This window comes from Vitreoscilla massiliensis, from assembly GCF_001457815.1.
GTDB classification, from domain to species: Bacteria; Pseudomonadota; Gammaproteobacteria; order Burkholderiales; family Neisseriaceae; genus Vitreoscilla; species Vitreoscilla massiliensis.
Genome location: NZ_LN898220.1, coordinates 432,013 through 457,207, shown reverse-complemented (window position 1 = coordinate 457,207; position 25,195 = coordinate 432,013). Strand labels below are relative to the sequence as shown.

Here is a 25,195-nt window from a genome sequence, read left to right as displayed (position 1 = left end):
TCATGGAAACTTGGTTTATTGGTCTGTTAGGCCCAACTTGGGGCTTTGTGGTATCGGCTCTGGTAAAAATCGTCATCATTTTGGCACCGCTGATTTTGTGCGTGGCCTACATGACGTATTTTGAACGTAAAGTCATCGGTTTCATGCAATTGCGCGTGGGTCCGAATGTGACCGGTCCGTTTGGTTTGATTCAACCGTTCGCCGACGTGGTGAAATTGTTGATGAAGGAAATCATTCGTCCTACTTTGGCAAACAAAGGTTTGTATTTATTGGCACCTGTGTTGTCATTGATGCCAGCGTTTGCCGCTTGGGCAGTGATTCCATTTTCAAATAACTGGTTCTTGACCAATGTTGATGCGAGCTTGCTGTACATCATGGCGATCACCTCTTTTGGTGTGTACGGTGTGATCATTGCAGGTTGGGCTTCAAACTCAAAATACGCGTTTTTGGGTGCGATGCGTTCTTCAGCGCAAATCATCTCTTACGAGATCGCAATGGGTTTTGCCTTGGTTGGCGTGATTATGGTGTCTGGCAGTTTGAACTTTGTTGACATCGTGAACCAACAAGGTCAAGGCATTGCAGGCGGTTCTTTCTTGTCTTGGAACTGGTTGTCTTTGTTCCCATTGTTTGTGGTGTACTTGATTTCAGGCGTAGCCGAAACCAACCGTGCTCCATTTGACGTGGCCGAAGGTGAGTCTGAAATCGTTGCCGGTTTCCACGTTGAATACTCAGGTATGGCGTTTGCCTTGTTCTTCTTGGCTGAGTACATCAACATGATTTTGATTGGTGCATTGACTGCGTTGTTGTTCTTGGGTGGTTGGTTGTCTCCATTCCCAGCAAGCTGGGGCATTATTGGTGCGGCCAGTCCGGTTTGGATGTTCATCAAGATGGCAATGGTGTTGTATTGCTTCTTATGGTTCCGTGCAACCTTCCCACGTTACCGTTATGACCAAATCATGCGCTTGGGTTGGAAAGTATTCATTCCTGTAACCTTGGTATGTGTGACTTTACTGGGCTTGTGGATGATTTCTCCATGGTCACTGTGGTAAGGAATAAGAGAGTAAAACAATGGCTAATTTAGTAAAATCATTTTTATTGACTGAGCTTCTCAAGGGCATGTCAATTACGTTGAAAAACTTCTTTTCTCCGAAATTGACCTTGATGTTCCCTGAAGAAAGCACGCCTCAATCAGTGCGTTTCCGTGGTTTGCATGCGCAACGTCGTTACCCAAATGGTGAAGAACGTTGTATCGCGTGTAAATTGTGTGAAGCAGTTTGTCCTGCGATGGCTATTTCGATTGAATCTGAGCAACGTGAAGACGGTACCCGTCGCACCACGCAATACGACATCGATTTGACCAAATGTATTTTCTGCGGTTTCTGCGAAGAAGCTTGTCCAGTAGATGCGATTGTGGAAACACACATTCTTCAATATCACGGTGAAAAACGTGGTGATTTGTATTACACCAAACCGATGTTGTTGGCAGTTGGCGACCGTTACGAAGACGAAATCGCCAAACGCAAAGCAGCTGACGCGCCATATCGATAAGGGAAGATCATGTTTCAAACCATCTTATTTTATGTATTTGCAGCAATAGTGCTTTTCGGCGCGGTGCAAACCGTTACTGCCAAAAGCCCTGTACATGCCGCTTTGTACTTGGTACTGACGTTCTGTACCAGTGCTTTGATGTGGATGTTGATGCAAGCTGAGTTCTTGGGCATCGTGTTGGTATTGGTATACGTCGGCGCGGTCATGGTGTTGTTCTTGTTCGTGGTGATGATGCTGAACATCGATGTCGAAGAAATGCGTGCAGGTTTTTGGAAAAACTTGCCAGTATCAGGTACGGTTGGCGTGTTAATGGCCGTGGTCTTGATTTTGGCCTTGATTGATCCTAAAACCAACTTGGCTGCTTTCGGTGCCATGGCTGATGTGCCTGCCGATTACAGCAATGTGCGTGCATTGGGTCGCGAAATTTACACCACTTACTTGTTGCCATTTGAGTTGGCAGCGGTGTTGTTGGTATTGGGTATGGTGGCAGCGATTGCCTTGACCCACCGCGGTAATAAAAACCCACGCTACATCGATCCTGCTGAGCAAGTTAAAGTACAAGCCAAAGACCGTTATCGCATGGTGAAAATTCAACCTGAAGTAGAAGAAGTTGCAACTGCTGAAGGTGAAACCAAACAAGAGGTGAAATCATGATTTCGATTACCCACTATCTCATTTTGGCCTCTTTGTTATTCGGTGTCAGTGCCATGGGCATTTTCATGAACCGTAAAAATGTCTTGGTCATTTTGATGTCAATTGAATTGATGTTATTGGCGGTGAATTTTAACTTTGTGGCCTTTTCTCAGTATTTAGGCGATACCGCCGGACAAATCTTTGTATTCTTCATATTGACGGTAGCGGCTGCTGAAGCTGCCATCGGTTTGGCGATTTTGGTATTGATTTACCGTAACCGTCACAGTATTAACGTACGAGATTTAGACAGCCTGAAGGGCTAATATTCACCCAAGAAGAAATCAATCATTATGGATAAAATGAATTTGTATTTAGTGATTGCACTTGCCCCGCTGGTCGGCTCTTTGCTGGCTGGCTTGATGGGTAAGGTAATCGGCCGTAAAGGTGCCCATATCGTGACGATTTTGGGTGTGGCCATTTCCTTTGTGCTGTCTTGTGGCGTCTTGTACGACTTCTGGACAGGCAAAGGTCAGGTCTTTGACCAAAACATCTACACATGGCTCACCATGGGTGGTTTGGATTTTGGCATAGGCTTCATGGTCGACAGCTTAACGGCATTGATGTTGGTGGTTGTGACCAGTGTGTCTTTAATGGTGCACATCTATACCATCGGTTACATGAGTGAAGATGATGGTTACCAACGCTTCTTCTCTTACATCTCATTGTTTACGTTCTCAATGTTGATGTTGGTGATGAGTAACAACTTTGTACAGTTGTTCTTCGGTTGGGAAGCTGTGGGTTTGGTGTCTTATTTGTTGATTGGTTTTTACTTCCAACGCGACACTGCCATTTTCGCCAACTTAAAAGCATTCTTGGTTAACCGTGTCGGTGACTTTGGTTTTGTGTTGGGCATTGCTTTGGTATTGGCTCACTTCGGCGGTAGCTTGAACTACGCTGATGTGTTTGCTGCAGCCCCTGCATTAAAAGATGCCACCATCCAATTGTTCCCAGGCGTGGACTGGTCTTTGATGACCGTGACGTGCTTGTTGTTATTTGTCGGTGCGATGGGTAAATCTGCACAATTCCCATTGCATGTGTGGTTGCCAGACTCTATGGAAGGCCCAACACCGATTTCAGCATTGATCCACGCGGCCACCATGGTGACTGCAGGTATCTTCATGGTGTCACGCATGTCACCATTGTATGAAATGTCGACTGTTGCATTGAATGTGATTGTGGTGATTGGTGCCATTACGGCTTTGTTTATGGGTTTCTTGGGTTTAATCCAAACCGATATCAAACGTGTGGTGGCTTACTCTACCTTGTCACAATTGGGTTACATGACCGTGGCTTTGGGTGTGTCTGCATACTCTATCGCAATGTTCCACGTGACCACACACGCTTTCTTTAAAGCATTGTTGTTCTTAGCAGCAGGTTCTGTGATCATCGGTATGCACCATGACCAAGACATGCGCAATATGGGTGGCTTGCGTAAATACATGCCGATTACCCACATCACCATGTTATTGGGTTCATTGGCATTGATAGGTACACCGTTCTTCTCTGGTTTCTATTCAAAAGATTCCATCATTGAAGCGGTACATGCCTCACAATTGCCAGCAGCCGGCTTTGCCTACGTGGCTTTGATCATCTCTGTGTTTGTGACTGCTTTGTATTGCTTCCGCCAGTATTTCATGGTGTTCTGGGGCAAAGAGCGTTGGCGTGAACACAAAGACCACGACCATCATGATGACCACGGTCACCATCACGGTTTGGCACCTACTGACAATCCAAAAGAAAGCCCATGGGTGGTAACCTTGCCATTGGTATTGTTGGCAATCCCATCTGTGTTCGCAGGTTATTTGATTGATCATTTCGTTTATGGCGATTTCTTCAAAGGTGTGATTCATTACAATTTGGAAGCACACCCAACCATGCACATCATGGCGGAAGAATTCCACGGCTGGTTTGCGATGACCATGCACGGTCTCTTGGCTTTGCCAGTGATTTTGTCAGCATTGGGTGTATTGACCGCTTGGTTCTTGTACATCAAAGCGCCTCATCTCCCAGCTAAAATCGTCAGCAGCATCAAACCGATTTACACCTTGTTGGATAACAAATACTACTTGGATGATATCTATTTTGCTGTGTTTGCCAAAGGCTCACGCGCATTGGGTACTTTGTTCTGGAAAGTAGGCGACAGCTTCATCATCGATAACTGCATCGTCAATGGCAGTGCCAAATTGGTTGGCTGTATTGCCAGTGGTGTCCGTCGTTTCCAAACCGGTTTTGTGTATACCTATGCAGCAGCAATGGTATTCGGGGTGTTGGTATTGGCAGTGTGCTGGTTGTGGCCGCTGATTGTGGGCTAATCGATTTGAAATGGGTTTTTTAGGCTAATAAATATGTTAAATCATTTACTAAGTTTGGCAATTTGGTTACCCATCCTCGCCGGTATCATCGTGGCGGTGATTGGTTCCAATGGCGCGCGAGCAAACATCGCACGCTGGGTAGCCTTAATCGGAGCTTTAGCGAGCTTCTTGGTGACCTTGCCTCTGTTTAGCGGTTTCGACCGCTTAAACGGCGGCATGCAGTTCACCGAGTTTGCAAGCTGGATTCCTGCATTGGGTTTGAACTACCATTTGGGTGTTGATGGTATTTCGGTTTTGTTTGTGATTTTGAATGCGTTTACGACCGTGTTGGTGGTGTTGGCTGGCTGGCAAGTCATCCAAAAACGCCCAGCACAGTATTTCGCTGCGTTCTTAATCATGTCTGGTTTGATTAACGGTGCTTTCTCGGCTTTGGATGCGATTTTGTTCTACGCATTCTTCGAGGGCATGTTGATTCCGATGTACTTGATCATCGGTGTGTGGGGTGGTCCACGTCGTGTGTATGCGTCGATTAAATTCTTCTTGTACACCTTGTTGGGTTCATTGTTGATGTTGGTAGCGTTGATTTACTTGTCTCGTTTGACTGGCGGCAGCTTCGCCATCTTGGACATGCAAGCGATTCCACAGATTGCCAAATCCACCCAAATCCTGATTTTCATCGCCTTCTTCTTGTCTTTCGCGGTGAAAGTGCCAATGTGGCCAGTACACACTTGGTTGCCTGACGCCCACGTGGAAGCGCCTACCGGTGGTTCTATGGTGTTGGCAGCAATTACCTTGAAAATTGGTGCATACGGTTTCTTGCGTTTCATCTTGCCTATCGTGCCAGATGCCGCTCACTTCTTCGCGCCAGCCATCATCGTGTTGTCATTGATTGCTGTGGTGTATGTGGGTATGGTGGCCTTGGTACAAACCGACATGAAAAAACTGGTGGCTTATTCTTCTATCAGCCACATGGGTTTTGTGACTTTGGGTATGTTCTTATTCGTGAATGGCTATTTGAATGACTGGGGCTTGAAAGGCGCCATCATGCAAATGATTTCACACGGCTTCGTGTCAGCTGCCATGTTCATGTGTATCGGTGTGATGTACGACCGCATGCACACCCGTAACATCGCCGATTACGGTGGTGTGGTGAACAGCATGCCTAAATTCGCTGCGTTCATGATGTTGTTTGCCATGGCCAATGCCGGTTTGCCAGCGACTTCAGGCTTCATTGGTGAGTTCATGGTCATCATGGGTGCTACCGAGTTTAATTTCTGGGTGGGTATGTTGGCTGCGTCTACACTGATTTTTGGTGCTGCTTATACTTTGTGGATGTACAAACGTGTGATTTTCGGTGCGGTTGCCAACGAAGAAGTGCGTCAATTAAAAGATGTGAACGGACGCGAGTTGTTGATTTTGATTATCTTGACTGTGGCTGTATTGGGCATGGGTATTTATCCAGAACCGTTCATCGCAGTGGTACATCAAGCAGCAAATACCTTAATTGAACAAGTCGCACAAAGCAAAATTTAAGGACGTATTGAATGAATTGGGCAGAATTAAATTTAACCCCCGCCATACCAGAAATTACGCTGTTATGTGTGTTGGGCATCGTGCTACTGATAGACTTGTTTCTTAACGACCGCAATCGTTGGGTAACCTACGTATTGAGCTTGGTGGGCATCGTGGTGGTTGCGGTGTCGCAAGTGATGGTTTGGCATGGCCAACCAGAAGCAGCTTTCAGTAATTTATTCGTCAATGACGGCATTTCACAATTGGCCAAATTGGCCATGTATGTGGGTGTGTTTGTATTGTTCATCTACAGCCGCCGTTATTTGGCCAACCGCGAAATCTTCAAAGGTGAATTCTATACTTTGACCTTCTTTGCCTTATTGGGCATGCAGGTAATGGTTTCTGCTAACCACTTCTTGACCTTGTATGTGGGCTTGGAATTGTTGTCTTTGGCTTTGTACGCCATGGTGGCTTTGCGCCGCGACAACTTGCAAGCCACCGAAGCATCGTTGAAATACTTCGTATTGGGTGCTTTGGCATCTGGCTTGTTGTTATACGGTATTTCCTTCATTTACGGTGCGACTGGCCATTTGCAATTGAACGAAGTGTTGAATGCGATTCAAGCCAAACAAGAAAGCCATCAATGGTTGTTGACCATCGGTTTGATTTTTGTGGTGGTGGGCATTGCGTTTAAATTGGGTGTGGTGCCTTTCCACATGTGGGTACCTGACGTTTACCAAGGTGCGCCTACTGCGGTGACTGCATTTGTCGGTACTGCGCCTAAGATTGCGGCCATGGTATTTGCCTTCCGCATCGTTGGTACTGCCTTGCCTAACTTGGCACAAGACTGGACACAAATGTTCGCCTTGTTGGCAGTGGCTTCATTGTTGGTGGGTAACTTGGCCGCCATCATGCAAACCAACATCAAACGCATGTTGGGTTACTCAACCGTGTCACACATGGGCTTCGTGATGTTGGGCTACATCGGTGGTTTCCAAAACGGTGGTTACGCTGCTGCTTTGTACTACGCCATTACCTATATGGTGATGGGTTTGGTGGCTTTCGGTGTGTTAATGGCTTTGTCTAACAAAGACCACGAATGCGAAAACTTGGAAGACTTGGCTGGTTTGAACCAAAAGAACCCATACTTGGCGTTGATGATGTTGGTAGCGATGTTCTCTATGGCAGGTATCCCGCCATTGATGGGCTTCTACGCCAAATTGAGCATCTTGAAATCATTGATTGCTACTGGTGAAGGCATGTACTTGTGGGTGTCTGTGTTCGCGGTCATCATGTCTTTGATTGGTGCGTTCTACTACTTGCGCGTTGTCAAAGTGATGTACTTCGACGAGCCTACCAATGACATCAAAGGCGATTTCAAAGCCGATGCCTGGATTTTGTTGGCGTTGAACAGCTTGGCCTTGGTATTGTTGGGCGTGTTCCCATCATCTGTGGTTGACTGGTGCATCCAAGCCTTGAAATTGACCATGTAATACCGCAATATCACTGATATTTGTGTTACGGCAACCCTTGTGGTTGCCGTTTTGCTATAGTGCGTCTTGAATTTGAACGAGGAGTTTTCATGACAACGGCGATGTATGTGCTGCTGTTGGTGGCGGTGGTGTTGGCAAACAGCCCCTTTTTAAGTCAGAAATGGTTTGGCATCATCACATTGCCACGCAAGCATTTCGGTCACCATTTAGTGGAATTGGCAGTGGGTTATGCGTTGACGGGCGTGTTGGCCTATGTGTTTGAAGCGCAAGCAGGTCCCGTGCACCAAAAAGACTGGGAATTCTTCGTGGTGACCTTGGCCTTGTTTGTGGTCTTCGCCTTTCCAGCATTTGTGTGGCGTTATTTCTGGCACAGTCGCAACCATGCTTAAGCGGCCTGTAAAGTCTGTGTGCGCTAGAATGTGCATGGATTAAAACCATGTGTTGGTATCCACACCAGCGGATAAATAAGCGGCCTGTAAATATTTACAGGCCGCTTATTTAGATATCGCTGGCAGTAGAAATATAAGCAATGTGCCGATTTAATTGGTGTTGCAGCGGCAACATCGGATGGTGAAAGCTGAGGCGGGCGTGCATGCCCATGCGCTGCATCAGTTTTTGTGACGGCAGATTGGGGTAACTGGTGTAAGCGGTAAGGGCAGGCAGACGCAAATGGTTTAAGGCATAGTCTTGCACACACAGCGCCGCTTCCAAGGCCAAGCCTTGCGACCAGTATTGCGGCAACAAGCGCCACAAAATCTCGATTTTCGGCATGAAATCAAATGGCAAATTGCAGTTTTGCAAACCCAACATGCCGACAAACGCGCCGGTTTGTTTCAGCTCCAACGCCCACACGCCGTAATCAGGATGCCACATAAACGCGTTTTGAAAGCGCTGCAGCATTTGCTTGCTGGCAGCGCGGTCTTGGATGTTGGGGAAATAACGCATCACCTCGACATTGCTGCACAGACGATGCAAGTGGTCTAAATCGCTGTGTTGCCAATGGCGCAAAATCAAGCGGTCGGTATCAAACATGGGTACATCCAATGATCACAGCGGTGCTGTGGGCTTAAGTTGGGTTAATCAGGCTGCGTGCGGCAGGGGTAAAACTGCAAGTGGCGATAGGGGCTGGCGCGCAATTGTTGCACCAATTCACTTGATACCAAAACTTCACTGGTGCTGTCTAGGCATCTGGCGATAAACAGCCCTTGGTCTGCCTCAGGCAAGTACACGACGTTTTTGTAAACGCCGAATGAGTATTTGCTGCTGGCGGCTTCATTAATCGCGGCAATCAGCTTAACAATGTGCAGCAAATAATAGCCGCTGAGTGTGCCATCACGGCAGCGGATATTGGCCGGTATGGTGGCAACACACTCAGGCACGGTTTGCTGTAAAAACGCGATTAAGCGGCCTGAAAGCAAGAGGCTACCGGTATTGTTGGGCAGGTAATCGTGTCGTTGCAAAAATTCGCGCGTGGCCTTGCTGTCGAAATGCACACATTCGGGTATGTGGACGACCGCTTTGCCTGTTTGCCAGTAAAAATAATCGTCGGCATTGTCGCTGCTGTAAAAACAGGCTTTGGATTGTGGAAAAACATCTGGCATATTCCAAGTGTACATGGCTGTCCTCGTGTCAATTCAAGCTGTATGTTGGCAAACCTGTGCCCATCAATACCAGTTTTTTTCACCTTCAGGCCGGGTTTTGAAACGTTTGTGCAGCCAAAAATACTGCGCCGGTTGTTCGCGTATGCGCGCCTCGATAAAGTCATTCATGCGTTGCGTGTCAGCGATGGCATCTTCGCTCGGAAACTGTTCCCATTCAGGGTAAAAGCGCAATTCAAACGTGCCATCGTCCAAACGGGTCGGGATGGCCGGAATGATTTTCGCGCCTGTCATTTGCGCAATGCGCGACAAACCGGTGATGGTGGCAGTCGGAATGCCGAAGAAATTCACAAACACCGAGTCTTTGCGGCCAAAATCTTGGTCGGGCAAATACAAAAACGGCGCATCGGGGCGTTTGCGCATCATGCGGATGAGACCGCGCAAGCCTTCTTGGCGCGCCACCAAAAACACATTATTGTAGCGATGGCGGCCTTTTAAGATTTGTTCATCCAAGGCCGCATTTTTTTGATGGCCGTACATGCTGATTAAAGGTACGTCTTGATTGAGTTTGTACACCGCCATTTCAAACGCGGTGAAGTGCGGGTATAAGAAGATGACTTTGTCACCGCGTTCTAACACCGCATCCAAATGGTGTTTGTCGACATAGCGCACCAGTTGTTGCAAACGCTCCGCCTTGCTGTACCAACACACGCCATATTCCAAAATCAAACACGCCATGTGGTAAAAATGTTGTTTGAGGATGCGGGTGCGCTCAGCCTCAGACAGTTCTGGATAACAATGCGCCAAATTGATGTGGCCGACTTTGCGTCGCGGTTTGACCAAGTAATAACACAGCCAACCCACAGGTTTGGCAATGGCGTGTATTACCTTAATCGGCAACAGGTGTATCAGGTATAAAAAAGCAAAAGCAAGACGCATATCAATCTTTCAGGCCGCTTGCAGGTTTGGGTTCTGCGCCTGCAGGCGTTTTAAAACGGTTGTAACTGAACAAATACTGGCTGGGAAAGCGGCGTATCAAGGCTTCGACATTGCGGTTGATGGTTTCCACATTCGCCAATTTGTCGCGACCGATTTCGCCTTCCAATGGGTAAACATGCAAAGCAAAGCCACGGCCATGAGGCAAACGCTCGCCCACAAAGAATAAAGTGGCGACATCGCTCATTTGCGCCAAACGCGCGGCCAAAGTCATGGTATATGCTTGTTGCCCAAAAAAATGCGCCCACACGCCATCGCCGCCAGTGGGTACTTGATCGGGCAAGACGATGGTGGCTTCCTTGTTTTTCAAGGCTTTGAGGATGATTTTGACCCCTTGTGCATTGGCAGGAGCGGTGTGGCCTTGGTCGCGTTCACGCCCTGCTTGCATGATGGGTTCTAGCCACGCCAATTTGGGCGGCCTGTACATGGCGGTCAATGGAAATGGTAGACGCTCAGAAATAAAACGACCGGCCAAATCGTAACTGCCTATGTGTGGTGTAATCAACAACAGGCCTTGGCCTTGGTCTATGGCGGCTTCAACATGTTCCCAACCGTGCACTTGCCGAAACAGCTTCACCACATCTTGGGAATCTCGGCACCACGCAATCGGCAATTCCAACCCCGATTTGGCAGTTTCTTGCAGGCACGATTTGACTAAGCCATTCATATTTTGATAGTCTTGAGCTATTTGACTGATGCGAATGTTGTCGGCAGTGCGGGCGCGTGTTTTCGGGCTGCCATAATAAGCCAATAAGCCTAACAACCTTCCCAACAGGTGTAAAAACGGTAAGGGCAGAGCCGCCAGAAATTGAAAAATCAGCCGAAGCATAACTTGCATATTGTGTGTGTTGTCGCCATTAATCAGAATGGCTTATTTTAGCACAGGCAATCCAAACAGTTTTTGAATACGAAAGAAGCGCAATGGGCGAATATTTATTTACTTCAGAATCGGTGTCTGAAGGCCATCCAGACAAAGTGGCCGACCAAATTTCAGATGCGATTTTGGATGCCATTTTGGCACAAGATCCGACTGCACGTGTGGCAGCGGAAACCTTGGTGAACACCGGTTTGGCAGTATTAGCAGGTGAAGTGACCACTACCGCAGTGGTTGACTACATCAAAGTCGCGCGCCAAACCATTACCGAAATCGGCTACAACCGCTCAGAATTGGGCTTTGATGCCAATGGTTGTGCGGTATTGGTCGGTTATGACCAACAGTCTCCTGACATTGCCCAAGGCGTGAACGAAGGCGAAGGTTTGGACTTAGACCAAGGCGCGGGCGACCAAGGTTTGATGTTTGGTTACGCATGTGACGAAACCGATACCTTGATGCCGTTTGCGATTTACTACTCACACCGCTTGATGCAGCGCCAAAGCGAATTGCGCAAAAATGGCACTTTGCCGTGGTTGCGTCCCGATGCCAAAGCGCAATTGACCGTGGTTTACGATGAAGAAACCGGTCAAGTCAAACGCATAGACACCGTGGTATTGTCTACCCAGCACGACCCAGAAATCGACCACAAAACCTTAGAGCAAGCGGTCATCGAACAAATCATCAAACCAGTATTGCCAGCCGACATGTTGACTGAGCAAACCAAATACTTGGTGAACCCTACTGGCCGCTTTGTCATCGGTGGTCCACAAGGCGATTGCGGTTTGACCGGTCGTAAAATCATCGTCGACACTTACGGTGGCGCAGCCCCTCACGGTGGTGGCGCTTTCTCAGGCAAAGACCCGTCTAAAGTAGACCGTTCTGCCGCTTACGCTTGCCGCTATGTGGCGAAAAACATCGTCGCTGCCGGTTTGGCCAAACAATGCCAAATCCAAGTGTCTTACGCCATCGGCGTGGCTGAGCCAACTTCCATCAGCGTCCACACCTTCGGTACAGGCGCGGTGTCTGAAGCCAAGTTAACCGAATTGGTGCGCGCGCACTTTGATTTGCGCCCTAAAGGCATCGTGAAAATGTTGGATTTGTTGCGCCCGATTTACCGCAAATCGGCCGCTTACGGCCATTTCGGTCGCGAAGAAGATGAATTCACATGGGAAAAAACCGACAAAGCCGCCGCCTTGCGCGCCGCTGCCGGTTTGTAAACAAAGTCATTAGTTACACACAGCCACATCGTTAGATGTGGCTTTTTTTGATGGCTTAAATGCGGCCTGTAAGTTTGTTTAGACAATGACTTGAGTACAGTAAAGAGATGGTGGATTTATTGCGCCCGATTTCGCGTCAATTGGCAGCTTACGGCCATTTTGGCCTTGAATTGAAGATACATTTAGCTGTGAAAAAACCACTTAAGCCGCCGCCTTACGCGCCACTGCCGGTTTGTAAACATCGCTATGGTCTATACAGCCACATCGAAAGATGTGGCTTTTTGATTGCTGCAAATGCGGCCTGTAAACCTGTCTGGGCGTTGATATGGGCGCTGTAATGTAAGCATAGTGATTGATATATTTAATAAATGTTAAATTTACCCCATATCTTAGTGTGCAAATGCAGTAAATAAGATGTGAATGGTTGCATGTGCCAAAATATTTGTATCGGGTGGAAGATTAATCTTTTTTGGCTGGCAAATATTGCAGTGCAATAGATTTTTAAGGCTTGAAGTGGCATGATATTGCGCTTAACAAGAATTTAATAGAAGAAAGAGAAAGTTTCATGTCAGTAGCAACCACAGAATCGCAACCCGCCAATTCTAAGGGCAGGGTATTGTTTGCGAGTTTGATGGGTACCACCATCGAGTTCTTCGACTTTTACATTTTTGCCACGGCCGCGGCCTTGGTGTTCCCGCACTTGTTTTTCCCTGCTGGTAACGAACATGCGGCTTTGTTGGCGTCTTTGGCCACGTTTGCTGCTGCCTTCTTTGCCCGTCCCATCGGTTCGGTGATTTTTGGTCACTTTGGCGACCGCATTGGCCGCAAAGCCACGTTGGTGGCGTCGCTGTTGACCATGGGTATTTCGACTGTGGCCATTGGTGTGTTGCCCACTTACGCGTCTGCCGGCTTGTTGGCACCTGCTTTATTGACTTTGTGCCGCATCGGCCAAGGCTTGGGTTTGGGCGGTGAGTGGAGTGGTGCGGTATTGATGGCCACTGAAAACGCGCCCGAAGGCAAACGCGCTTGGTATGGCATGTTCCCGCAATTGGGCGCACCAATCGGCTTTATCTTGTCTGGCAGCGTGTTTTTAATCTTGGGCAATGTCTTAACCGAGGAACAATTCTTTGCTTGGGGCTGGCGCGTGCCGTTCTTGTTCTCGGCTTTGTTGGTGTTGATGGGCTTGTGGATGCGTTTGAAATTGACCGAAACCCCAGCCTTCCAAAAAGTATTGAACTCGAAAAAAGAAGCCAAAGTACCGTTCAAACAAGTGATAACCGAGCATCCTAAAACCTTGGTGTTGGGCATCGTTGCCGGTATTTGCACGTTTGTGGTGTTTTACCTGACCACCGTGTTCGCCATGGCTTGGGGCACGACCAAACTCGGTTACTCACGCAATGAATTCATCATCATGGAATTGATTGCCACCTTGTTCTTCGCCTTGTTCATTCCATTGTCTGCGGTGATGGCGGAAAAATTTGGTCGCAAAAATTCTTCTATTTTTATTTGCGTGTTGGCAGCCTTGTTCGGCTTGACCTTCAACCCATTGCTTGGCTCTGGCAATATGCTGGGCGTGTTGTTGTTCTTGTGTTTCGGCATGGCGATTATGGGTTTGACTTATGGCCCTATCGGTACGGTCTTGTCGGAAATTTTCCCAACTTCGGTGCGCTATACCGGTTCGGCTTTGACGTTTAACTTCGCCGGCATTTTCGGTGCTTCGTTTGCGCCGTTCATCGCCACCAGCTTGGCCACCGATTACGGCTTGGGTGCGGTTGGTTTGTATTTGTCTGCCGCTTCCATCATTTCCTTGATTGCGTTCGTGTTATTGCGTGAAACCAAAAGCGTCGATGTGAACAACCAAATTTAAGCCAGTAGATGCAGATGCGGCCTGTAAATGTTTACAGGCCGCATTTTTATGCGCGTTTATCGTGTGACAGTGGCAGGGCAACACGCGCTGTCAACATGTCTTCAATTCCCAAGTACTGGCGATTACTCTACAAATGTCGCTGCATAAATGTTTGAATTCGTGTTTATATAGATTATAATCATTCTCGTTTGTATTTATATTTAACACTTAATGTAAAGGGATGAGCATGAAAACTTGGACACTGGGCTTGTTGGCGAGCAGCATGGTTTTGGCAAGTACGGCTGTGTTGGCGTCGCCATATGCCAATGAAAACAACTTCGCCGTCGATGGCAAAGCGATGAAAGTCAGCGAAACCTCAGCGCGTTTGTTGTCCAATCCTGAAGGCTCAGCTCCCTTATTGGTAGACGACATCACCGATGGCATGGGCAAAACCAAAGTCCCTGGTTACAAAGTGATGGTGATGACACGGGCCTTATCAACCGCATTTGATGCGCGCAAAAAAGACGACGGTACGATTGAAAACCTCAAAACCGTGCACCGTGGCGGCAAAGTCTTGTTCGGCATTCCGGTGAAAAACGGCAAAATGAACATCAATGAAGCCAAAGTATTGAGCTTGGGTCTGATCAGCGACGATGGCAAAACCTTCACGCCAAATAATAAAGACACCGCCCCATCTGGCGAGCAAAAATTCAGCGACAGCAGCAAAGTAACGGCCTTGTCGTACAAAATCAACAGCCTGACCTTGCCGAATTTAAAAGCGGGTGAGCGCGTTGGTGGCGGCATCAATTACCAATTACACACCGTGGTCGATGGCCACACTTATGACGTATCCGCCAATACCGTGTTTCCAAGCGTGGAAACCAAAGGCCAACCGAAACACTTAAAAGCCTTTCCAGCGAAAGCCAATGTGTTTGAAGCCAACCGTTAATTTTTAAGCGGCCTGTAACTGACAGGCCGCCTGTTTACTTCCATCTTAAGAGAGCATTATGAAAAAAACATTGTTAGCCAGCGTATTGGGTTTGGGCTTGGGTTTGGCGTCTTTCAGCGCTATGGCATTTGATGACAGCGTGTCTTTGGCTGTGGATGGCAAACCTTTGGTGATTCAAGAGGTTTCAGGTCGAGTGTTGGGCAATGCTGAGGGCACACAAGCGGTATTGGTAGACGACATTTTCGCTGGTCAAGGCAAAAAAGCCGTACCGGGTTACCAAGTGATGTTCATGGGCCGTACTTCTTCAGTGGCAGTTGAAGCCAAGAAAACCCCAGATGGCAAATACGTTGACGACCGCATGATCCACCGTGGCGTCAAAGCCGCTGTCGGCATTCCAGTGGTCAATGGCAAAATGGACTTGGCAAATGCCAAAGCCTTGAACGTGGCTTTGATTTCCGATGAAAACCGCGAATTCAAAGAAGGCGAAAAATTCCGTCCGCGCGGCGAGCAATTGGTGAAAAAAGACGCCAAAATCAGCAATGTCAAATTGAGCGTTAAGCAATTGAACTTGCCTGATGTGAAAGAAACCTCAGGTGGCGGCATCGTCTACAGCTTGAGCTTTGATGTGGACGGCCGCAAAGTGGTGTCAACTGGCAATTCAACCTTCCGCGACTGGAACATCGCCAAAGCCGCCATGGGCGAGCGCTTGTTCAAAGTCGACGAACGCGTGATGAAAGCACAAAAATAAGACAGTCATGTCTTAGATGGTTTAAAAAGCGGCCTGTAAAACGATTTACAGGCCGCTTTGGTTTTACAGCGCTCCGGTTCGTACCGGTGCCAAATCGTGTAATTCCGCATCGCTAAACAAACGCGAGCGAATGATAAAGCGCACGCCTTCGGGGATTTCTAGGGAGAAGCTGGCGCCGCGGCCGGGGGTGACGTCTAAAGTGAGGTGGGTGTGTTGCCAGTATTCAAATTGCGCTGCGCTCATGTAAAACGGGCAGCCGGCGATGTGACCGAGCAACACATCGGCGGCGCCGATTTTGAATTCACCGGCGGGAAAACACATCGGGGCGCTGCCATCGCAACAGCCACCGGATTGGTGAAACATCAAGTTGCCATGTCCGTCTTTAAGCTTGGCGATTAAATCCAAGGCGGCGGCGGTGGCGTCCAAACGTGAGTGGCTCATGAGGTGCTCCTTCGCGGATTGATTCCGCGTTGTGTTCAGTATTCGCCAAACAAATCCGAGTCTTTGCCCACCACCAAGATGGATGCACCCATTGCTTGACGGTCGGCGCCGTGGTCTTGCTCTATGTCGATGATGTAATCGTCACAGCGGTAAACATAGCTGTTGTCTTGCTTCTTCCAACCTTGTTTGGGTAAGGTGAATTTTTGCTGTAAGCGTTGTTTGAAGGTATCGAGTGGCGTGTCAAAATCGGCCAATGAGCCATTGGTGAAATTCAAGGCGTAAGACACGATGCGGTCGGTTTTAGGATGGATGGCAATGTGCATGGCAGAAGTCACGCCTTGTTGCTGCAACACGCTGTCATGGCTGTCGGCATAGGATTTACCGTTTTTGAACTGGATGTGTACGGCATCGCTGCCAAACGCGGCTTTTTCGGCGGTGGGGTGGGTGAGTTTGAATTGGGCAAACGGTTGCTGCAAGCCCACGCTGGCGACCTTGATTTGTGCGGCCGGCAGCTCGCAGCTTTGGCTCCATGCGGTGCTGCTGAGCACAGCCAAAACACTGAATAATGCGACTTTCATCTGCTATTCTCCTTAAAAATGCGGCCTGTAAAGCTTACAGGCCGCATCATACCTCAGAAGAAGCCCAAAGCTTTACCAGAATAGCTGACCAGCAAGCATTTGGTTTGTTGGTAGTGGTCTAGCATCATTTTGTGGTTTTCGCGGCCTATGCCCGATTGCTTGTAGCCACCGAAAGCGGCGTGGGCAGGGTAGGCATGGTAGCAGTTGGTCCACACGCGGCCGGCTTGGATGGCGCGACCCATGCGGTAAGCCAGCGTGCCATTGCGCGTCCACACGCCAGCGCCCAAACCATACAGTGTGTTATTGGCGATTTCCAACGCTTCTTCGGCGGTTTTGAAGGTGGTAACGGCGACCACCGGGCCAAAGATTTCTTCTTGGAAGATGCGCATGGTGTTCTTGCCTTTGAACACCGTCGGCTCAACAAAATAGCCGCCAGCCATGTCGCCATCGAGTTTGCGTTGATGGCCACCGGCCAACACTTCAGCGCCTTCTTGCTTGCCTATGTCCAAATACGACAGGATTTTTTCCAATTGGTCTTGGCTGGCTTGCGCGCCTATCATGGTGTCGGTATCGAGCGGGTCGCCCCCTTTGATGGCGGCCACACGTTTGAGCACTTTTTCCATGAATTTATCGTAAATGGATTCTTGGATTAAGGCGCGCGATGGGCAGGTACACACCTCGCCTTGGTTCAGTGCAAACATCACAAAGCCTTCAACTGCCTTGTCCAAATAATCATCATCGGCTGCCATCACGTCTTCAAAGAAGATGTTCGGTGATTTGCCGCCCAATTCCAAGGTCACCGGAATGATGTTTTCGGTGGCGTATTGCATGATGAGGCGGCCGGTAGTGGTCTCACCTGTAAAGGCAATTTTGGCAATGCGCTTGTTGCTGGCCAACGGTTTACCGGCTTCTACACCAAAACCATTGACGATGTTAAGCACGCCCGCTGGCAACAAATCTTCTATCAATTCCATCAAATACAAGATGGACACCGGCGTTTGCTCAGCCGGTTTTAACACCACGCAATTGCCCGCAGCCAAAGCCGGTGCCAATTTCCAAATCGCCATCAATAAAGGGAAGTTCCACGGAATGATTTGCCCGACCACACCCAAAGGCTCATGAAAATGGTAGGCAACCGTGTCGTGGTCTATCTCGGAGATGCCACCTTCTTGTGCGCGCACCGCGCCCGCGAAATAGCGCAAATGGTCTATGGCCAAAGGAATGTCGGCATTTAAGGTTTCGCGCACGGGTTTGCCGTTTTCCCAAGTTTCGACCACGGCAATGTTTTCCAAATTGGCTTCCATGCGGTCGGCAATTTTCAGCAAAATATTGCTGCGTTCGGTGCTGGCACTGTTGTTCCAAGCGGCTTTGGCGGCATGGGCGGCATCCAAGGCCAATTCAATGTCTTCGGCCGTGGAACGGGCGACTTTGGTAAAGGCTTTGCCGGTAATCGGGCAAATGTCGTCAAAATACTGGCCTTTTACCGGAGGCGTCCACTTGCCGCCGATGAAGTTTTCGTATTGGGATTTGAATTGAATGGGACTACCAGAACTGTTTGGAACAGGATACTTCATGCCGCTACTCCTTCAATGTAAGATGAGTTGGGGGTAGTAAAATGGCGGCGCTACAGCCATTGCTGTTCACCATAGCACATTGAAAACCCAGCGTCTTTTTGCGGTGCAATATCAAAATTGCATGTTGATATACAGCACTGCAGTGTTTGCGGAGCAGTGTTTCAGTTCAGGCAATAATATTGGTTTTAAGCTAATGAAATGGGCCATGCATGCGGCCTGAAGCGCAGCAGATTGAATCTGCACACACATTAAATAGAGACAAAACCCTACCGCAAAATAGAGGAATAGACCTATTAACATCTATGGCTTGTTTCAAACCCCTGCTTTTCTTACCATTTTCGGCTAGCCATCCGTGTCTTACTTTTGCATAAGAGTGAAAACTGGCCTGTTGCAGCGATAATCTGAGGGAAAGAGAGGTGGTGCAAATGTGGGTGTTGATGCTGGTATTGATGCTGATATTGATGCTGATATTGGTGGGTTTATTGGTCTTGGGCAGCCAACGTTTTCGGCGCTTGCAAGCGCAAAATCATGCCGTGTGGTTACAAGTTGAGGCGCAGTTGTACCGCCGCTATGATTGGGTGCCGCTGTGGGTGCAAACCGCCAAATGCATCTTGAAAAAAGAATTGTCGGCCTTAAAAGCGGTGATTGAGGCGCGCCAAGCCGCGCAGCGCGCCTTAAAAAACATCAAACAACAGCCTGAGCACAGCCGTGCCATGCAAGAATGGTTGCGCGCCGAAGCGCATTTTACTCAGTGTTTGCGTGATTTGCGTACTTTGGTACAAACCACACCCGAGCTGCGCAATCATCCTGATTTGCTGGCATTGCGAGCCGATTTGCTGCTGATAGAGCAGGACTTGTCCTTGTCGTGCCAGCAATACAATCACAGCGCTGGTTTTTACAACCAATACAAACATGGTTTTCCCAGCAATGTGGCGGCGCTCGCCTTGGGGCATACCCAAGACGCGTTGCTGTTGCCTTTAGAAGCCACCATCGCTTTTGAGCCACGAAGCGCGTGAGTTAATGCGCTTCGTCCCAATTCATGCCTATGCCAACCTCGGCCACCAATGGCACTTTCAGATTGCCTGCTTGTGCCATCAAACGCGGTAACTGTTCGCTCACCAAATCGATTTCATCTTCAGGCACTTCCAATACCAATTCGTCGTGCACTTGCATCAATAAGCGCGTGCGCAGTGCATCGGCCTGTAACCATGCAGCCACCAAGATCATCGCCCGTTTAATCAAATCCGAGGCCGTGCCTTGCATCGGCGCATTGATGGCGGCGCGTTCGGCGCCGGCGCGAATATTGCCGTTTTTATTGGCAATGTCGGGCAAGTACAAGCGGCGTCCCATGATGGTTTCGACATAGCCTTGTTCGTGCGCACGGTCTTTGGCCGCTTGCATGTACTCGGCCACGGCCGGATAGCGGGCAAAATAGCGGTTGATGAATTCTTGTGCTTCAGCGGGCGTGATTTCCAAATTGTTGGCCAAACCGTACTGACCCATGCCGTAAATCAAACCAAAGTTAATGGTTTTGGCATAGCGGCGTTGCTCGCTGCTGACGTCTTCAGGCTTAACATGGAACACCTCGGCGGCGGTGCGTCTGTGCACGTCTTCGCCTTTGTTAAACGCATCAATCAAGGTTGCATCACCAGACAGGTGCGCCATGATGCGCAATTCCACTTGCGAGTAGTCGGCAGAAATGATTTTGTGACCGGCAGGCGCGATAAACGCTTGGCGCACGCGGCGGCCTTCGGCAGTACGTATTGGAATGTTTTGCAAATTCGGATTGTTACTGGCCAAGCGGCCTGTAATCGCCACCGCTTGCGCGTAAGTGGTGTGCACGCGGCCGGTATCGGCGCGGATTAACTGTGGCAATTTGTCGGTATATGTCGATTTGAGTTTGGTCAGGCTGCGGTTTTGCAAAATGATTTTGGGCAAATCGTATTTTGGTGCCAATTTTTCCAACACCGCTTCATTGGTAGAAATGCCACCCGAAGCGGTTTTCTTCAAGCCTGTGGTCGGTATCGCCAATTTATCAAACAGGATTTCTTGCAATTGTTTCGGCGAATTGAGGTTAAACGGCTGTCCTGCCAATTGGTAGGCGTCATTTTCCAAGGCCAAGATTTGCGAACCCAATTCATGGCTTTGTTTGTCCAATTCGGCCTTGTCGATGAGCACGCCGGTGCGCTCCATTTGCCACAACACTTGCTCAACCGGTAATTCTACTTGCTCGTACAATTCGCGCTGTTTGGCATCCAATTGCGGCCACAACACCGCATTCAAACGCCAAGTGATGTCGGCATCTTCGGCGGCATAAGCGAGCGCATCGTCCAAAGCGACATCGGCAAACGAGATTTGCTTCGCGCCTTTGCCACACAGGCTTTCATATGAAATGGTGGTGATGCCCAAATGGCGCTCGGCCAATTCGTCCATGCCGTGGCCCAAATGGCTTTCCAGCACATACGACAGCAACATGGTGTCGGCCACCACGCCTTGCAAGGCGATGCCGTAATTGGCAAAAATGTGTTGGTCGTATTTGATGTTTTGGCCGATTTTGCCCAATGCCGCATTTTCTAAAAATGGTTTTAAGGCATTCAGAGTCGCATCCAAATCCAATTGGTCAGGCACGGCGGTCAAGGTGTGCGCCAATGGGATGTACACCGCATCGCCGGCGCCAAAGGCGATGGAAATGCCCACCAATTGTGCATCCATCGCACTTAAGCTGGTGGTTTCGGTGTCTATGGCAATTGCTTGTTGGCCATCAATAGCGGCCTGTAAACGGTTTAACAAGGCTTGCAAAGCCTCTTGGGTGAGTATGGCTTGGTATTGACGTTCCACCTCGTTGCCCAATTGGTGTTCAGGTTTGAACGCGGCCGTCGGTGCAGGTGTGGCTTTGGTGACAGGTGCCGCCGCCGGTGCGGCAAACAAGTCAGCCGTCGTGCCTTTGCTGGCCTGTTGTTCGGCTTCGGCGAGCCAGCGTTTAAAGCCCAATTCGGTAAAGCGCGTGACCAAGTCTGACCAAGCAGGGGATTTCGGGCTTAAATCGGCCATGTGATTCGGCAATTCTTGGCTGAAATCCATGTCGGTTTTGATGGTAATCAGCTGTTTGGACAACGGCAAATGATCTAAGGCGGCCTGTAAATGCTCACCAACCTTGCCTTTGATGTCGGCGGCGTTGGCAATGACATTGTCCAAGCTGTCGTATTGTTCTAGCCATTTCACCGCGGTTTTCGGGCCAACTTTGTCCACACCGGGGACGTTGTCGACTTTGTCGCCGATTAAGGTGAGGTAATCAATGATTTGATCGGGGCGCACGCCAAACTTGTCTTTGACGCCGGCTTCATCGAGCACATCGCCATTCATGGTGTTCACACACATGATGTGCGGTGTCACCAATTGCGCCATGTCTTTGTCGCCGGTGGAGATGATGACTTTGCAGCCTTGCGCCTCGGCCTGTACCGCCAAAGAGCCGATGACATCGTCGGCTTCCACGCCGGTCACGCTCAATACTGGCCAACCCATTTGGGCCACCAAGTCTTGAATTTGTGCGGCTTGGCTGCGCAATTCGTCTGGCATCGGTGGGCGTGTTGCTTTGTAATCGGGGTACATCTCATTGCGAAACGTCGGGCCTTTGGCATCGAACACGCAGGCAGCGTAATCATGCGGAAAGTCCACTGGCAAGCGTTTGAGCATATTGAGCACGCCAAACAACGCGCCTGTGGGTTCACCGCTGGGCGAAGACAAGGGCGCCATCGCATGGAATGCGCGGTAGAGGTAAGACGTGCCGTCGATCAAAAGCAAGGTTTTCATGGTGTCGTGTATCTAAATGGACAAGCTTGGATTGTAGCCTAAAGCGTGGCCTCATAGGCAAAGCTTTGCTGAGCATGGCATCCTTGTTGCTACTGTGTTAGCCTGAAGTGGCTTTAGATTAAGGGAGATGAACATGAGTCTATATGAAAAAATACCCCAACCGATGTTGAGCGAATCTACTCGCATCGACTTGCGCGCGCGTGAGTCTTACCATGTGTTGAAAATCATCTCTGAATTTGTCGAATCGGGCGAAGAATTGCAGGCGATACAGCCGGCGGTGAGCATTTTTGGCTCGGCGCGCACCCATCCGGATGACCCGATGTATCAGAAGTGTGAACACATCGCGCGCTTGCTGTCGGATGGCGGCTTTTCGGTGTTGTCAGGCGGCGGCCCCGGCATGATGGAGGCGGCGAACAAGGGTGCTTATTATGGCAAAAGCCCATCGGTCGGCCTGAACATCGTGTTGCCACACGAGCAAAAACCCAACGATTACCAAGATTTGTCGGTGAAGTTTCACCACTTTTTTCCGCGCAAAGTGATGTTTGTCAAACACGCGATTGCCTTTGTCGGTATGCCCGGCGGCATCGGTACTTTGGACGAATTGTTTGAAAGCCTGACCTTGGTGCAAACCGGCAAAATCAAACGCATTCCGATTATTCTGTGCGGCAGTTATTTCTGGAGCGGGCTGCTCGATTGGATGCGCAATGTGTTGGTGGCCGAGAAAGTCATCAGCCCCGGCGACATGGATTTGGTGCAAATCGTCGACGAACCGGAAGAAATCGTGCGCATCATCTTCCAACATTACGAAACCTCGGGCATGAACCAAAACGAGTTAACCTACCAACAGCAATTGAGTTTGTAATGTCTTGATATTAAAAACAATCTTACAGGCCGCTTAAAAGCGGCCTGTAAACATTTGCGGCTGTATTTAGGAAGCACTGTGCTGACTTATGGATGGCAATACCGCATTGCAATGTGCGTGTTTGGGCATGAAAAAATATATCTGCTAGAACAATAATGGCGTTTACCCTTGCTGCTATTTTTAGCAAACTGCTTACAAGCACGGCACAAAGCCGTAAAGCAGACAGAACATAAGCTGAGCAAGCAAGGAATACAGAAGATGAAAACGCAAGTAGCGATTATTGGCGCCGGTCCTTCGGGTTTGTTATTGGGACAAATCTTGTCCAAAAGTGGCATTGATAATGTCATTTTAGAACGCAAAGACGGTGATTATGTGTTGGGCCGCATCCGTGCGGGTGTACTGGAAAGCGTGACCGTTGATGGTTTGAAGCGCGCCGGTGTGACCAAGAATTTGGAAGCCGAAGGCATCCCACACGATGGCTGCAAATTTGTGTTCAACGGCCAAGAATACCGCGTTGATTTTGAAAAATTGGTTGGCCGCCATGTGACGGTATATGGTCAAACTGAGGTAACGCGTGACTTGATGGAAGCGCGTGCCGAAATCGGCGCTACCACCATTTACGACGCCAGCAACGTGGCCTTGCATGATGTTGATGGTGCAGCTCCCTATGTGACGTATGAAAAAGACGGCCAGACCCACCGCTTGGATTGCGATTTCATCGCCGGTTGTGATGGTTTCCATGGCGTGTCACGCCAAACCATTCCTGCCGATGTGTTGACCACTTACGAACGCGTCTACCCATTCGGTTGGTTGGGCATGCTCGCCGATGTGCCACCTTGCCACGAAGAATTGATTTACGGCAAAAGCGAACAAGGCTTTTACCTGTGCAGCCAACGCTCCAAAACCCGCAGCCGCTATTACTTGCAAGTGCCGTTGACCGAGAAAGTAGAAGACTGGTCAGACGAGCGCTTCTGGGACGAACTCAAATCGCGCATGTTGCCTGAAGATGCGAAAAACGTGGTGACGGGTCCTAGTTTGGAAAAATCAATTGCACCACTGCGCAGCTTTGTGACCGAGCCTATGCGTTACAAAAAACTGTTCTTGGCCGGCGATGCCGCTCATATTGTGCCACCGACAGGCGCGAAAGGCTTGAATTTGGCTGCCAGCGACGTGATGTATTTGGCCGATGCATTTGAAGACTATTACCACAACGACCACAGCGAAGCCGGCATCGATGGCTATTCAGCGCGCTGCTTGAAACGCGTGTGGGGTGCGGAACGCTTCTCTTGGTACATGACCAAAATGATGCATAGCTTCACCGATGACGACGCTTGGGATGCAAAAATGAAACAAGCCGAGTTCAACCAATTGTTGAATTCTGAATACGGCGCCAAACTCTTGGCCGAAAACTACACTGGCTTGCCATATTAATAGCGGCCTGTAAGATCAACAAAACCGCCTCTTGTGCACCAACACAAGCGGCGGTTTTTTATTGTAGCAATGTCAACGCTGTGCGGGAGTGGCCACCACCACAGTGGCACCAGAATGAGAGGCGGCTTGCGGTGTAGACATAAATAAATGGGGCTCCAATGTCAGCAGAGGGTGTTGTCAGAACATATGCAGACTGTGTCGGTCAAATGTCCGGTGTCGCACGCTTACAGGCCGCATGGCGGCGGTATTCTGCGCTATTGTTTGATTGGGCCTCACATCAAGGAAACACATCATGGTACTTTCCTATGCCAAAACATGGTGGATCAGTTTTTGCGGTTTGTGCACGGTGGTGGCGTTGCAAGCGTTCAGCAGTTTTCAATGTTACCAACACGATGTGATGAATTTTTTGCTGACGCTGGGCGTGTTTGTGTTGGTGCCGTTAATCCCGTCGCTGATTGCGATGATGACGCGCAACCCTTTGTGTGCGCTGGGTGGCTATATCGGCTTTGTGCCGTGGTTGGGCTATGCGTATTACGTGGATTGTGTGCGGCTGCAAAGTGATGGCGGCGGCGCTTCCATGGTGTATGTGAGCGTGTTGCTGTATGGCTCACTGTCGTGTTTGCTCGGCGTGTTGTTGTGGGCGGCGGTGATGTGGGTGTTTCAAATCAAGGTGTTGAAACGCAAAGAGCGGGAATTGTAATCAAGCTATGCCA

At 49.2% G+C, this 25,195-nt stretch carries 25 protein-coding genes; 17 read left to right on the top strand and 8 right to left on the bottom strand.

What is annotated here, in order from left to right:
• The first annotated feature begins 2 nt into the window (after nt 1-2).
• From nuoH to BN3003_RS10955, 8 genes are all read left to right on the top strand, one after another.
• Nucleotides 3-1,049: an NADH-quinone oxidoreductase subunit NuoH gene (gene nuoH / locus BN3003_RS10990; protein WP_058356699.1), complete on the top strand. Its 1,047-nt coding sequence runs from the start codon at nt 3-5 to the stop codon at nt 1,047-1,049.
• Nucleotides 1,050-1,068: 19 nt separating this feature from the next.
• The gene (gene nuoI / locus BN3003_RS10985; RefSeq protein ID WP_058356698.1) at nt 1,069-1,548 is read left to right on the top strand and encodes an NADH-quinone oxidoreductase subunit NuoI; all 480 of its coding nucleotides are present in this window, start codon (nt 1,069-1,071) and stop codon (nt 1,546-1,548) included.
• A 6-nt stretch (nt 1,549-1,554) separates the two neighbouring features.
• Nucleotides 1,555-2,202: an NADH-quinone oxidoreductase subunit J gene (locus tag BN3003_RS10980; protein ID WP_058356697.1), complete on the top strand. Its 648-nt coding sequence runs from the start codon at nt 1,555-1,557 to the stop codon at nt 2,200-2,202.
• Nucleotides 2,199-2,504 carry an NADH-quinone oxidoreductase subunit NuoK gene (nuoK, locus tag BN3003_RS10975; RefSeq protein WP_058356696.1) on the top strand — a complete coding sequence of 102 codons (306 nt, stop codon included), beginning with the start codon at nt 2,199-2,201 and terminating at the stop codon, nt 2,502-2,504. Before BN3003_RS10980 ends, nuoK begins: the two co-directional genes overlap by 4 nt.
• Before the next feature lie 27 nt (nt 2,505-2,531).
• Nucleotides 2,532-4,553, top strand: a complete 2,022-nt coding sequence (nuoL, locus tag BN3003_RS10970; protein WP_058356695.1) for an NADH-quinone oxidoreductase subunit L — start codon at nt 2,532-2,534, stop codon at nt 4,551-4,553.
• Nucleotides 4,554-4,586: 33 nt separating this feature from the next.
• Nucleotides 4,587-6,086, top strand: a complete 1,500-nt coding sequence (locus BN3003_RS10965; RefSeq protein WP_058356694.1) for an NADH-quinone oxidoreductase subunit M — start codon at nt 4,587-4,589, stop codon at nt 6,084-6,086.
• 11 nt (nt 6,087-6,097) lie between these two features.
• On the top strand, nt 6,098-7,558 hold the full coding sequence (nuoN, locus tag BN3003_RS10960; RefSeq protein WP_058356693.1) for an NADH-quinone oxidoreductase subunit NuoN: 1,461 nt from the start codon (nt 6,098-6,100) through the stop codon (nt 7,556-7,558).
• Between the two features lie 89 nt (nt 7,559-7,647).
• Entirely contained in the window at nt 7,648-7,947 is a 300-nt protein-coding gene (locus tag BN3003_RS10955; RefSeq protein ID WP_058356692.1) for a DUF2818 family protein, read from the top strand.
• Between the two features lie 109 nt (nt 7,948-8,056).
• Here BN3003_RS10955 and BN3003_RS10950 read toward each other — a convergent pair whose 3' ends face one another.
• The 4 genes from BN3003_RS10950 to BN3003_RS10935 are packed head-to-tail and all read right to left on the bottom strand — an operon-like array spanning nt 8,057 to nt 10,990.
• Nucleotides 8,057-8,590, bottom strand: coding sequence for a GNAT family N-acetyltransferase (locus BN3003_RS10950; RefSeq protein WP_058356691.1), 534 nt, complete (start codon nt 8,588-8,590; stop codon nt 8,057-8,059).
• 44 nt (nt 8,591-8,634) lie between these two features.
• Nucleotides 8,635-9,174, bottom strand: a complete 540-nt coding sequence (locus BN3003_RS10945; protein ID WP_058356690.1) for an imm11 family protein — start codon at nt 9,172-9,174, stop codon at nt 8,635-8,637.
• A gap of 48 nt (nt 9,175-9,222) precedes the next feature.
• Complete coding sequence (locus BN3003_RS10940; RefSeq protein ID WP_058356689.1) at nt 9,223-10,095, bottom strand: lipid A biosynthesis lauroyl acyltransferase; 873 nt, start codon at nt 10,093-10,095, stop codon at nt 9,223-9,225.
• Between the two features lies 1 nt (nt 10,096).
• Nucleotides 10,097-10,990, bottom strand: a complete 894-nt coding sequence (locus tag BN3003_RS10935; RefSeq protein ID WP_058356688.1) for a lysophospholipid acyltransferase family protein — start codon at nt 10,988-10,990, stop codon at nt 10,097-10,099.
• An 83-nt stretch (nt 10,991-11,073) separates the two neighbouring features.
• Between BN3003_RS10935 and metK the strand changes: the two genes are divergently transcribed.
• The 5 genes from metK to BN3003_RS10910 all read left to right on the top strand — a co-directional run bounded on the left by metK (nt 11,074) and on the right by BN3003_RS10910 (nt 15,786).
• A complete protein-coding gene (gene metK, locus BN3003_RS10930; RefSeq protein WP_058356687.1) occupies nt 11,074-12,243 on the top strand; it encodes a methionine adenosyltransferase in 1,170 nt (389 codons plus the stop codon).
• Nucleotides 12,244-12,350: 107 nt separating this feature from the next.
• Nucleotides 12,351-12,581, top strand: a complete 231-nt coding sequence (locus BN3003_RS10925) for a hypothetical protein (protein ID WP_058356686.1) — start codon at nt 12,351-12,353, stop codon at nt 12,579-12,581.
• A 227-nt stretch (nt 12,582-12,808) separates the two neighbouring features.
• Entirely contained in the window at nt 12,809-14,110 is a 1,302-nt protein-coding gene (locus tag BN3003_RS10920; RefSeq protein WP_058356685.1) for an MFS transporter, read from the top strand.
• 226 nt (nt 14,111-14,336) lie between these two features.
• On the top strand, nt 14,337-15,038 hold the full coding sequence (locus tag BN3003_RS10915; RefSeq protein WP_058356684.1) for a hypothetical protein: 702 nt from the start codon (nt 14,337-14,339) through the stop codon (nt 15,036-15,038).
• Nucleotides 15,039-15,096: 58 nt separating this feature from the next.
• Complete coding sequence (locus tag BN3003_RS10910) at nt 15,097-15,786, top strand: hypothetical protein (protein ID WP_058356683.1); 690 nt, start codon at nt 15,097-15,099, stop codon at nt 15,784-15,786.
• A gap of 63 nt (nt 15,787-15,849) precedes the next feature.
• Here BN3003_RS10910 and BN3003_RS10905 read toward each other — a convergent pair whose 3' ends face one another.
• From BN3003_RS10905 to exaC, 3 genes are read right to left on the bottom strand one after another with little or no spacing between them, the layout of a single operon-like run.
• Nucleotides 15,850-16,227, bottom strand: coding sequence for a DUF779 domain-containing protein (locus BN3003_RS10905; RefSeq protein ID WP_058356682.1), 378 nt, complete (start codon nt 16,225-16,227; stop codon nt 15,850-15,852).
• A gap of 35 nt (nt 16,228-16,262) precedes the next feature.
• Entirely contained in the window at nt 16,263-16,805 is a 543-nt protein-coding gene (locus BN3003_RS10900) for a hypothetical protein (RefSeq protein ID WP_058356681.1), read from the bottom strand.
• Between the two features lie 53 nt (nt 16,806-16,858).
• Entirely contained in the window at nt 16,859-18,379 is a 1,521-nt protein-coding gene (gene exaC, locus BN3003_RS10895) for an acetaldehyde dehydrogenase ExaC (RefSeq protein ID WP_058356680.1), read from the bottom strand.
• A 425-nt stretch (nt 18,380-18,804) separates the two neighbouring features.
• Between exaC and BN3003_RS10890 the strand changes: the two genes are divergently transcribed.
• Complete coding sequence (locus BN3003_RS10890) at nt 18,805-19,395, top strand: LemA family protein (protein ID WP_234333060.1); 591 nt, start codon at nt 18,805-18,807, stop codon at nt 19,393-19,395.
• Nucleotide 19,396: 1 nt separating this feature from the next.
• Here BN3003_RS10890 and polA read toward each other — a convergent pair whose 3' ends face one another.
• Nucleotides 19,397-22,189, bottom strand: coding sequence for a DNA polymerase I (gene polA, locus BN3003_RS10885; RefSeq protein ID WP_058356678.1), 2,793 nt, complete (start codon nt 22,187-22,189; stop codon nt 19,397-19,399).
• A 133-nt stretch (nt 22,190-22,322) separates the two neighbouring features.
• Between polA and BN3003_RS10880 the strand changes: the two genes are divergently transcribed.
• From BN3003_RS10880 to BN3003_RS10870, 3 genes are all read left to right on the top strand, one after another.
• Nucleotides 22,323-23,051 (top strand): LOG family protein, encoded by a 729-nt coding sequence (locus BN3003_RS10880; RefSeq protein WP_058356677.1) that lies wholly within the window; start codon nt 22,323-22,325, stop codon nt 23,049-23,051.
• Nucleotides 23,052-23,309: 258 nt separating this feature from the next.
• Nucleotides 23,310-24,482 carry a 4-hydroxybenzoate 3-monooxygenase gene (gene pobA / locus BN3003_RS10875; protein ID WP_058356676.1) on the top strand — a complete coding sequence of 391 codons (1,173 nt, stop codon included), beginning with the start codon at nt 23,310-23,312 and terminating at the stop codon, nt 24,480-24,482.
• 292 nt (nt 24,483-24,774) lie between these two features.
• Entirely contained in the window at nt 24,775-25,182 is a 408-nt protein-coding gene (locus BN3003_RS10870) for a Na+:solute symporter (protein WP_187119859.1), read from the top strand.
• Nucleotides 25,183-25,195: the final 13 nt, after the last annotated feature.

What these genes read in the sequence shown, in the direction of transcription:
- nuoH (WP_058356699.1), top strand. Translation starts at nt 3, where the DNA reads ATGGAAACTTGGTTTATTGGTCTGTTAGGCCCAACTTGGGGCTTTGTG.
- nuoI (WP_058356698.1), top strand. Translation starts at nt 1,069, where the DNA reads ATGGCTAATTTAGTAAAATCATTTTTATTGACTGAGCTTCTCAAGGGC.
- nuoK (WP_058356696.1), top strand. Translation starts at nt 2,199, where the DNA reads ATGATTTCGATTACCCACTATCTCATTTTGGCCTCTTTGTTATTCGGT.
- nuoL (WP_058356695.1), top strand. Translation starts at nt 2,532, where the DNA reads ATGGATAAAATGAATTTGTATTTAGTGATTGCACTTGCCCCGCTGGTC.
- BN3003_RS10965 (WP_058356694.1), top strand. Translation starts at nt 4,587, where the DNA reads ATGTTAAATCATTTACTAAGTTTGGCAATTTGGTTACCCATCCTCGCC.
- nuoN (WP_058356693.1), top strand. Translation starts at nt 6,098, where the DNA reads ATGAATTGGGCAGAATTAAATTTAACCCCCGCCATACCAGAAATTACG.
- BN3003_RS10955 (WP_058356692.1), top strand. Translation starts at nt 7,648, where the DNA reads ATGACAACGGCGATGTATGTGCTGCTGTTGGTGGCGGTGGTGTTGGCA.
- BN3003_RS10950 (WP_058356691.1), bottom strand. Translation starts at nt 8,590, where the DNA reads ATGTTTGATACCGACCGCTTGATTTTGCGCCATTGGCAACACAGCGAT.
- BN3003_RS10945 (WP_058356690.1), bottom strand. Translation starts at nt 9,174, where the DNA reads ATGTACACTTGGAATATGCCAGATGTTTTTCCACAATCCAAAGCCTGT.
- BN3003_RS10940 (WP_058356689.1), bottom strand. Translation starts at nt 10,095, where the DNA reads ATGCGTCTTGCTTTTGCTTTTTTATACCTGATACACCTGTTGCCGATT.
- BN3003_RS10935 (WP_058356688.1), bottom strand. Translation starts at nt 10,990, where the DNA reads ATGCAAGTTATGCTTCGGCTGATTTTTCAATTTCTGGCGGCTCTGCCC.
- metK (WP_058356687.1), top strand. Translation starts at nt 11,074, where the DNA reads ATGGGCGAATATTTATTTACTTCAGAATCGGTGTCTGAAGGCCATCCA.
- BN3003_RS10925 (WP_058356686.1), top strand. Translation starts at nt 12,351, where the DNA reads ATGGTGGATTTATTGCGCCCGATTTCGCGTCAATTGGCAGCTTACGGC.
- BN3003_RS10920 (WP_058356685.1), top strand. Translation starts at nt 12,809, where the DNA reads ATGTCAGTAGCAACCACAGAATCGCAACCCGCCAATTCTAAGGGCAGG.
- BN3003_RS10915 (WP_058356684.1), top strand. Translation starts at nt 14,337, where the DNA reads ATGAAAACTTGGACACTGGGCTTGTTGGCGAGCAGCATGGTTTTGGCA.
- BN3003_RS10910 (WP_058356683.1), top strand. Translation starts at nt 15,097, where the DNA reads ATGAAAAAAACATTGTTAGCCAGCGTATTGGGTTTGGGCTTGGGTTTG.
- BN3003_RS10905 (WP_058356682.1), bottom strand. Translation starts at nt 16,227, where the DNA reads ATGAGCCACTCACGTTTGGACGCCACCGCCGCCGCCTTGGATTTAATC.
- BN3003_RS10900 (WP_058356681.1), bottom strand. Translation starts at nt 16,805, where the DNA reads ATGAAAGTCGCATTATTCAGTGTTTTGGCTGTGCTCAGCAGCACCGCA.
- exaC (WP_058356680.1), bottom strand. Translation starts at nt 18,379, where the DNA reads ATGAAGTATCCTGTTCCAAACAGTTCTGGTAGTCCCATTCAATTCAAA.
- BN3003_RS10890 (WP_234333060.1), top strand. Translation starts at nt 18,805, where the DNA reads ATGTGGGTGTTGATGCTGGTATTGATGCTGATATTGATGCTGATATTG.
- polA (WP_058356678.1), bottom strand. Translation starts at nt 22,189, where the DNA reads ATGAAAACCTTGCTTTTGATCGACGGCACGTCTTACCTCTACCGCGCA.
- BN3003_RS10880 (WP_058356677.1), top strand. Translation starts at nt 22,323, where the DNA reads ATGAGTCTATATGAAAAAATACCCCAACCGATGTTGAGCGAATCTACT.
- pobA (WP_058356676.1), top strand. Translation starts at nt 23,310, where the DNA reads ATGAAAACGCAAGTAGCGATTATTGGCGCCGGTCCTTCGGGTTTGTTA.
- BN3003_RS10870 (WP_187119859.1), top strand. Translation starts at nt 24,775, where the DNA reads ATGGTACTTTCCTATGCCAAAACATGGTGGATCAGTTTTTGCGGTTTG.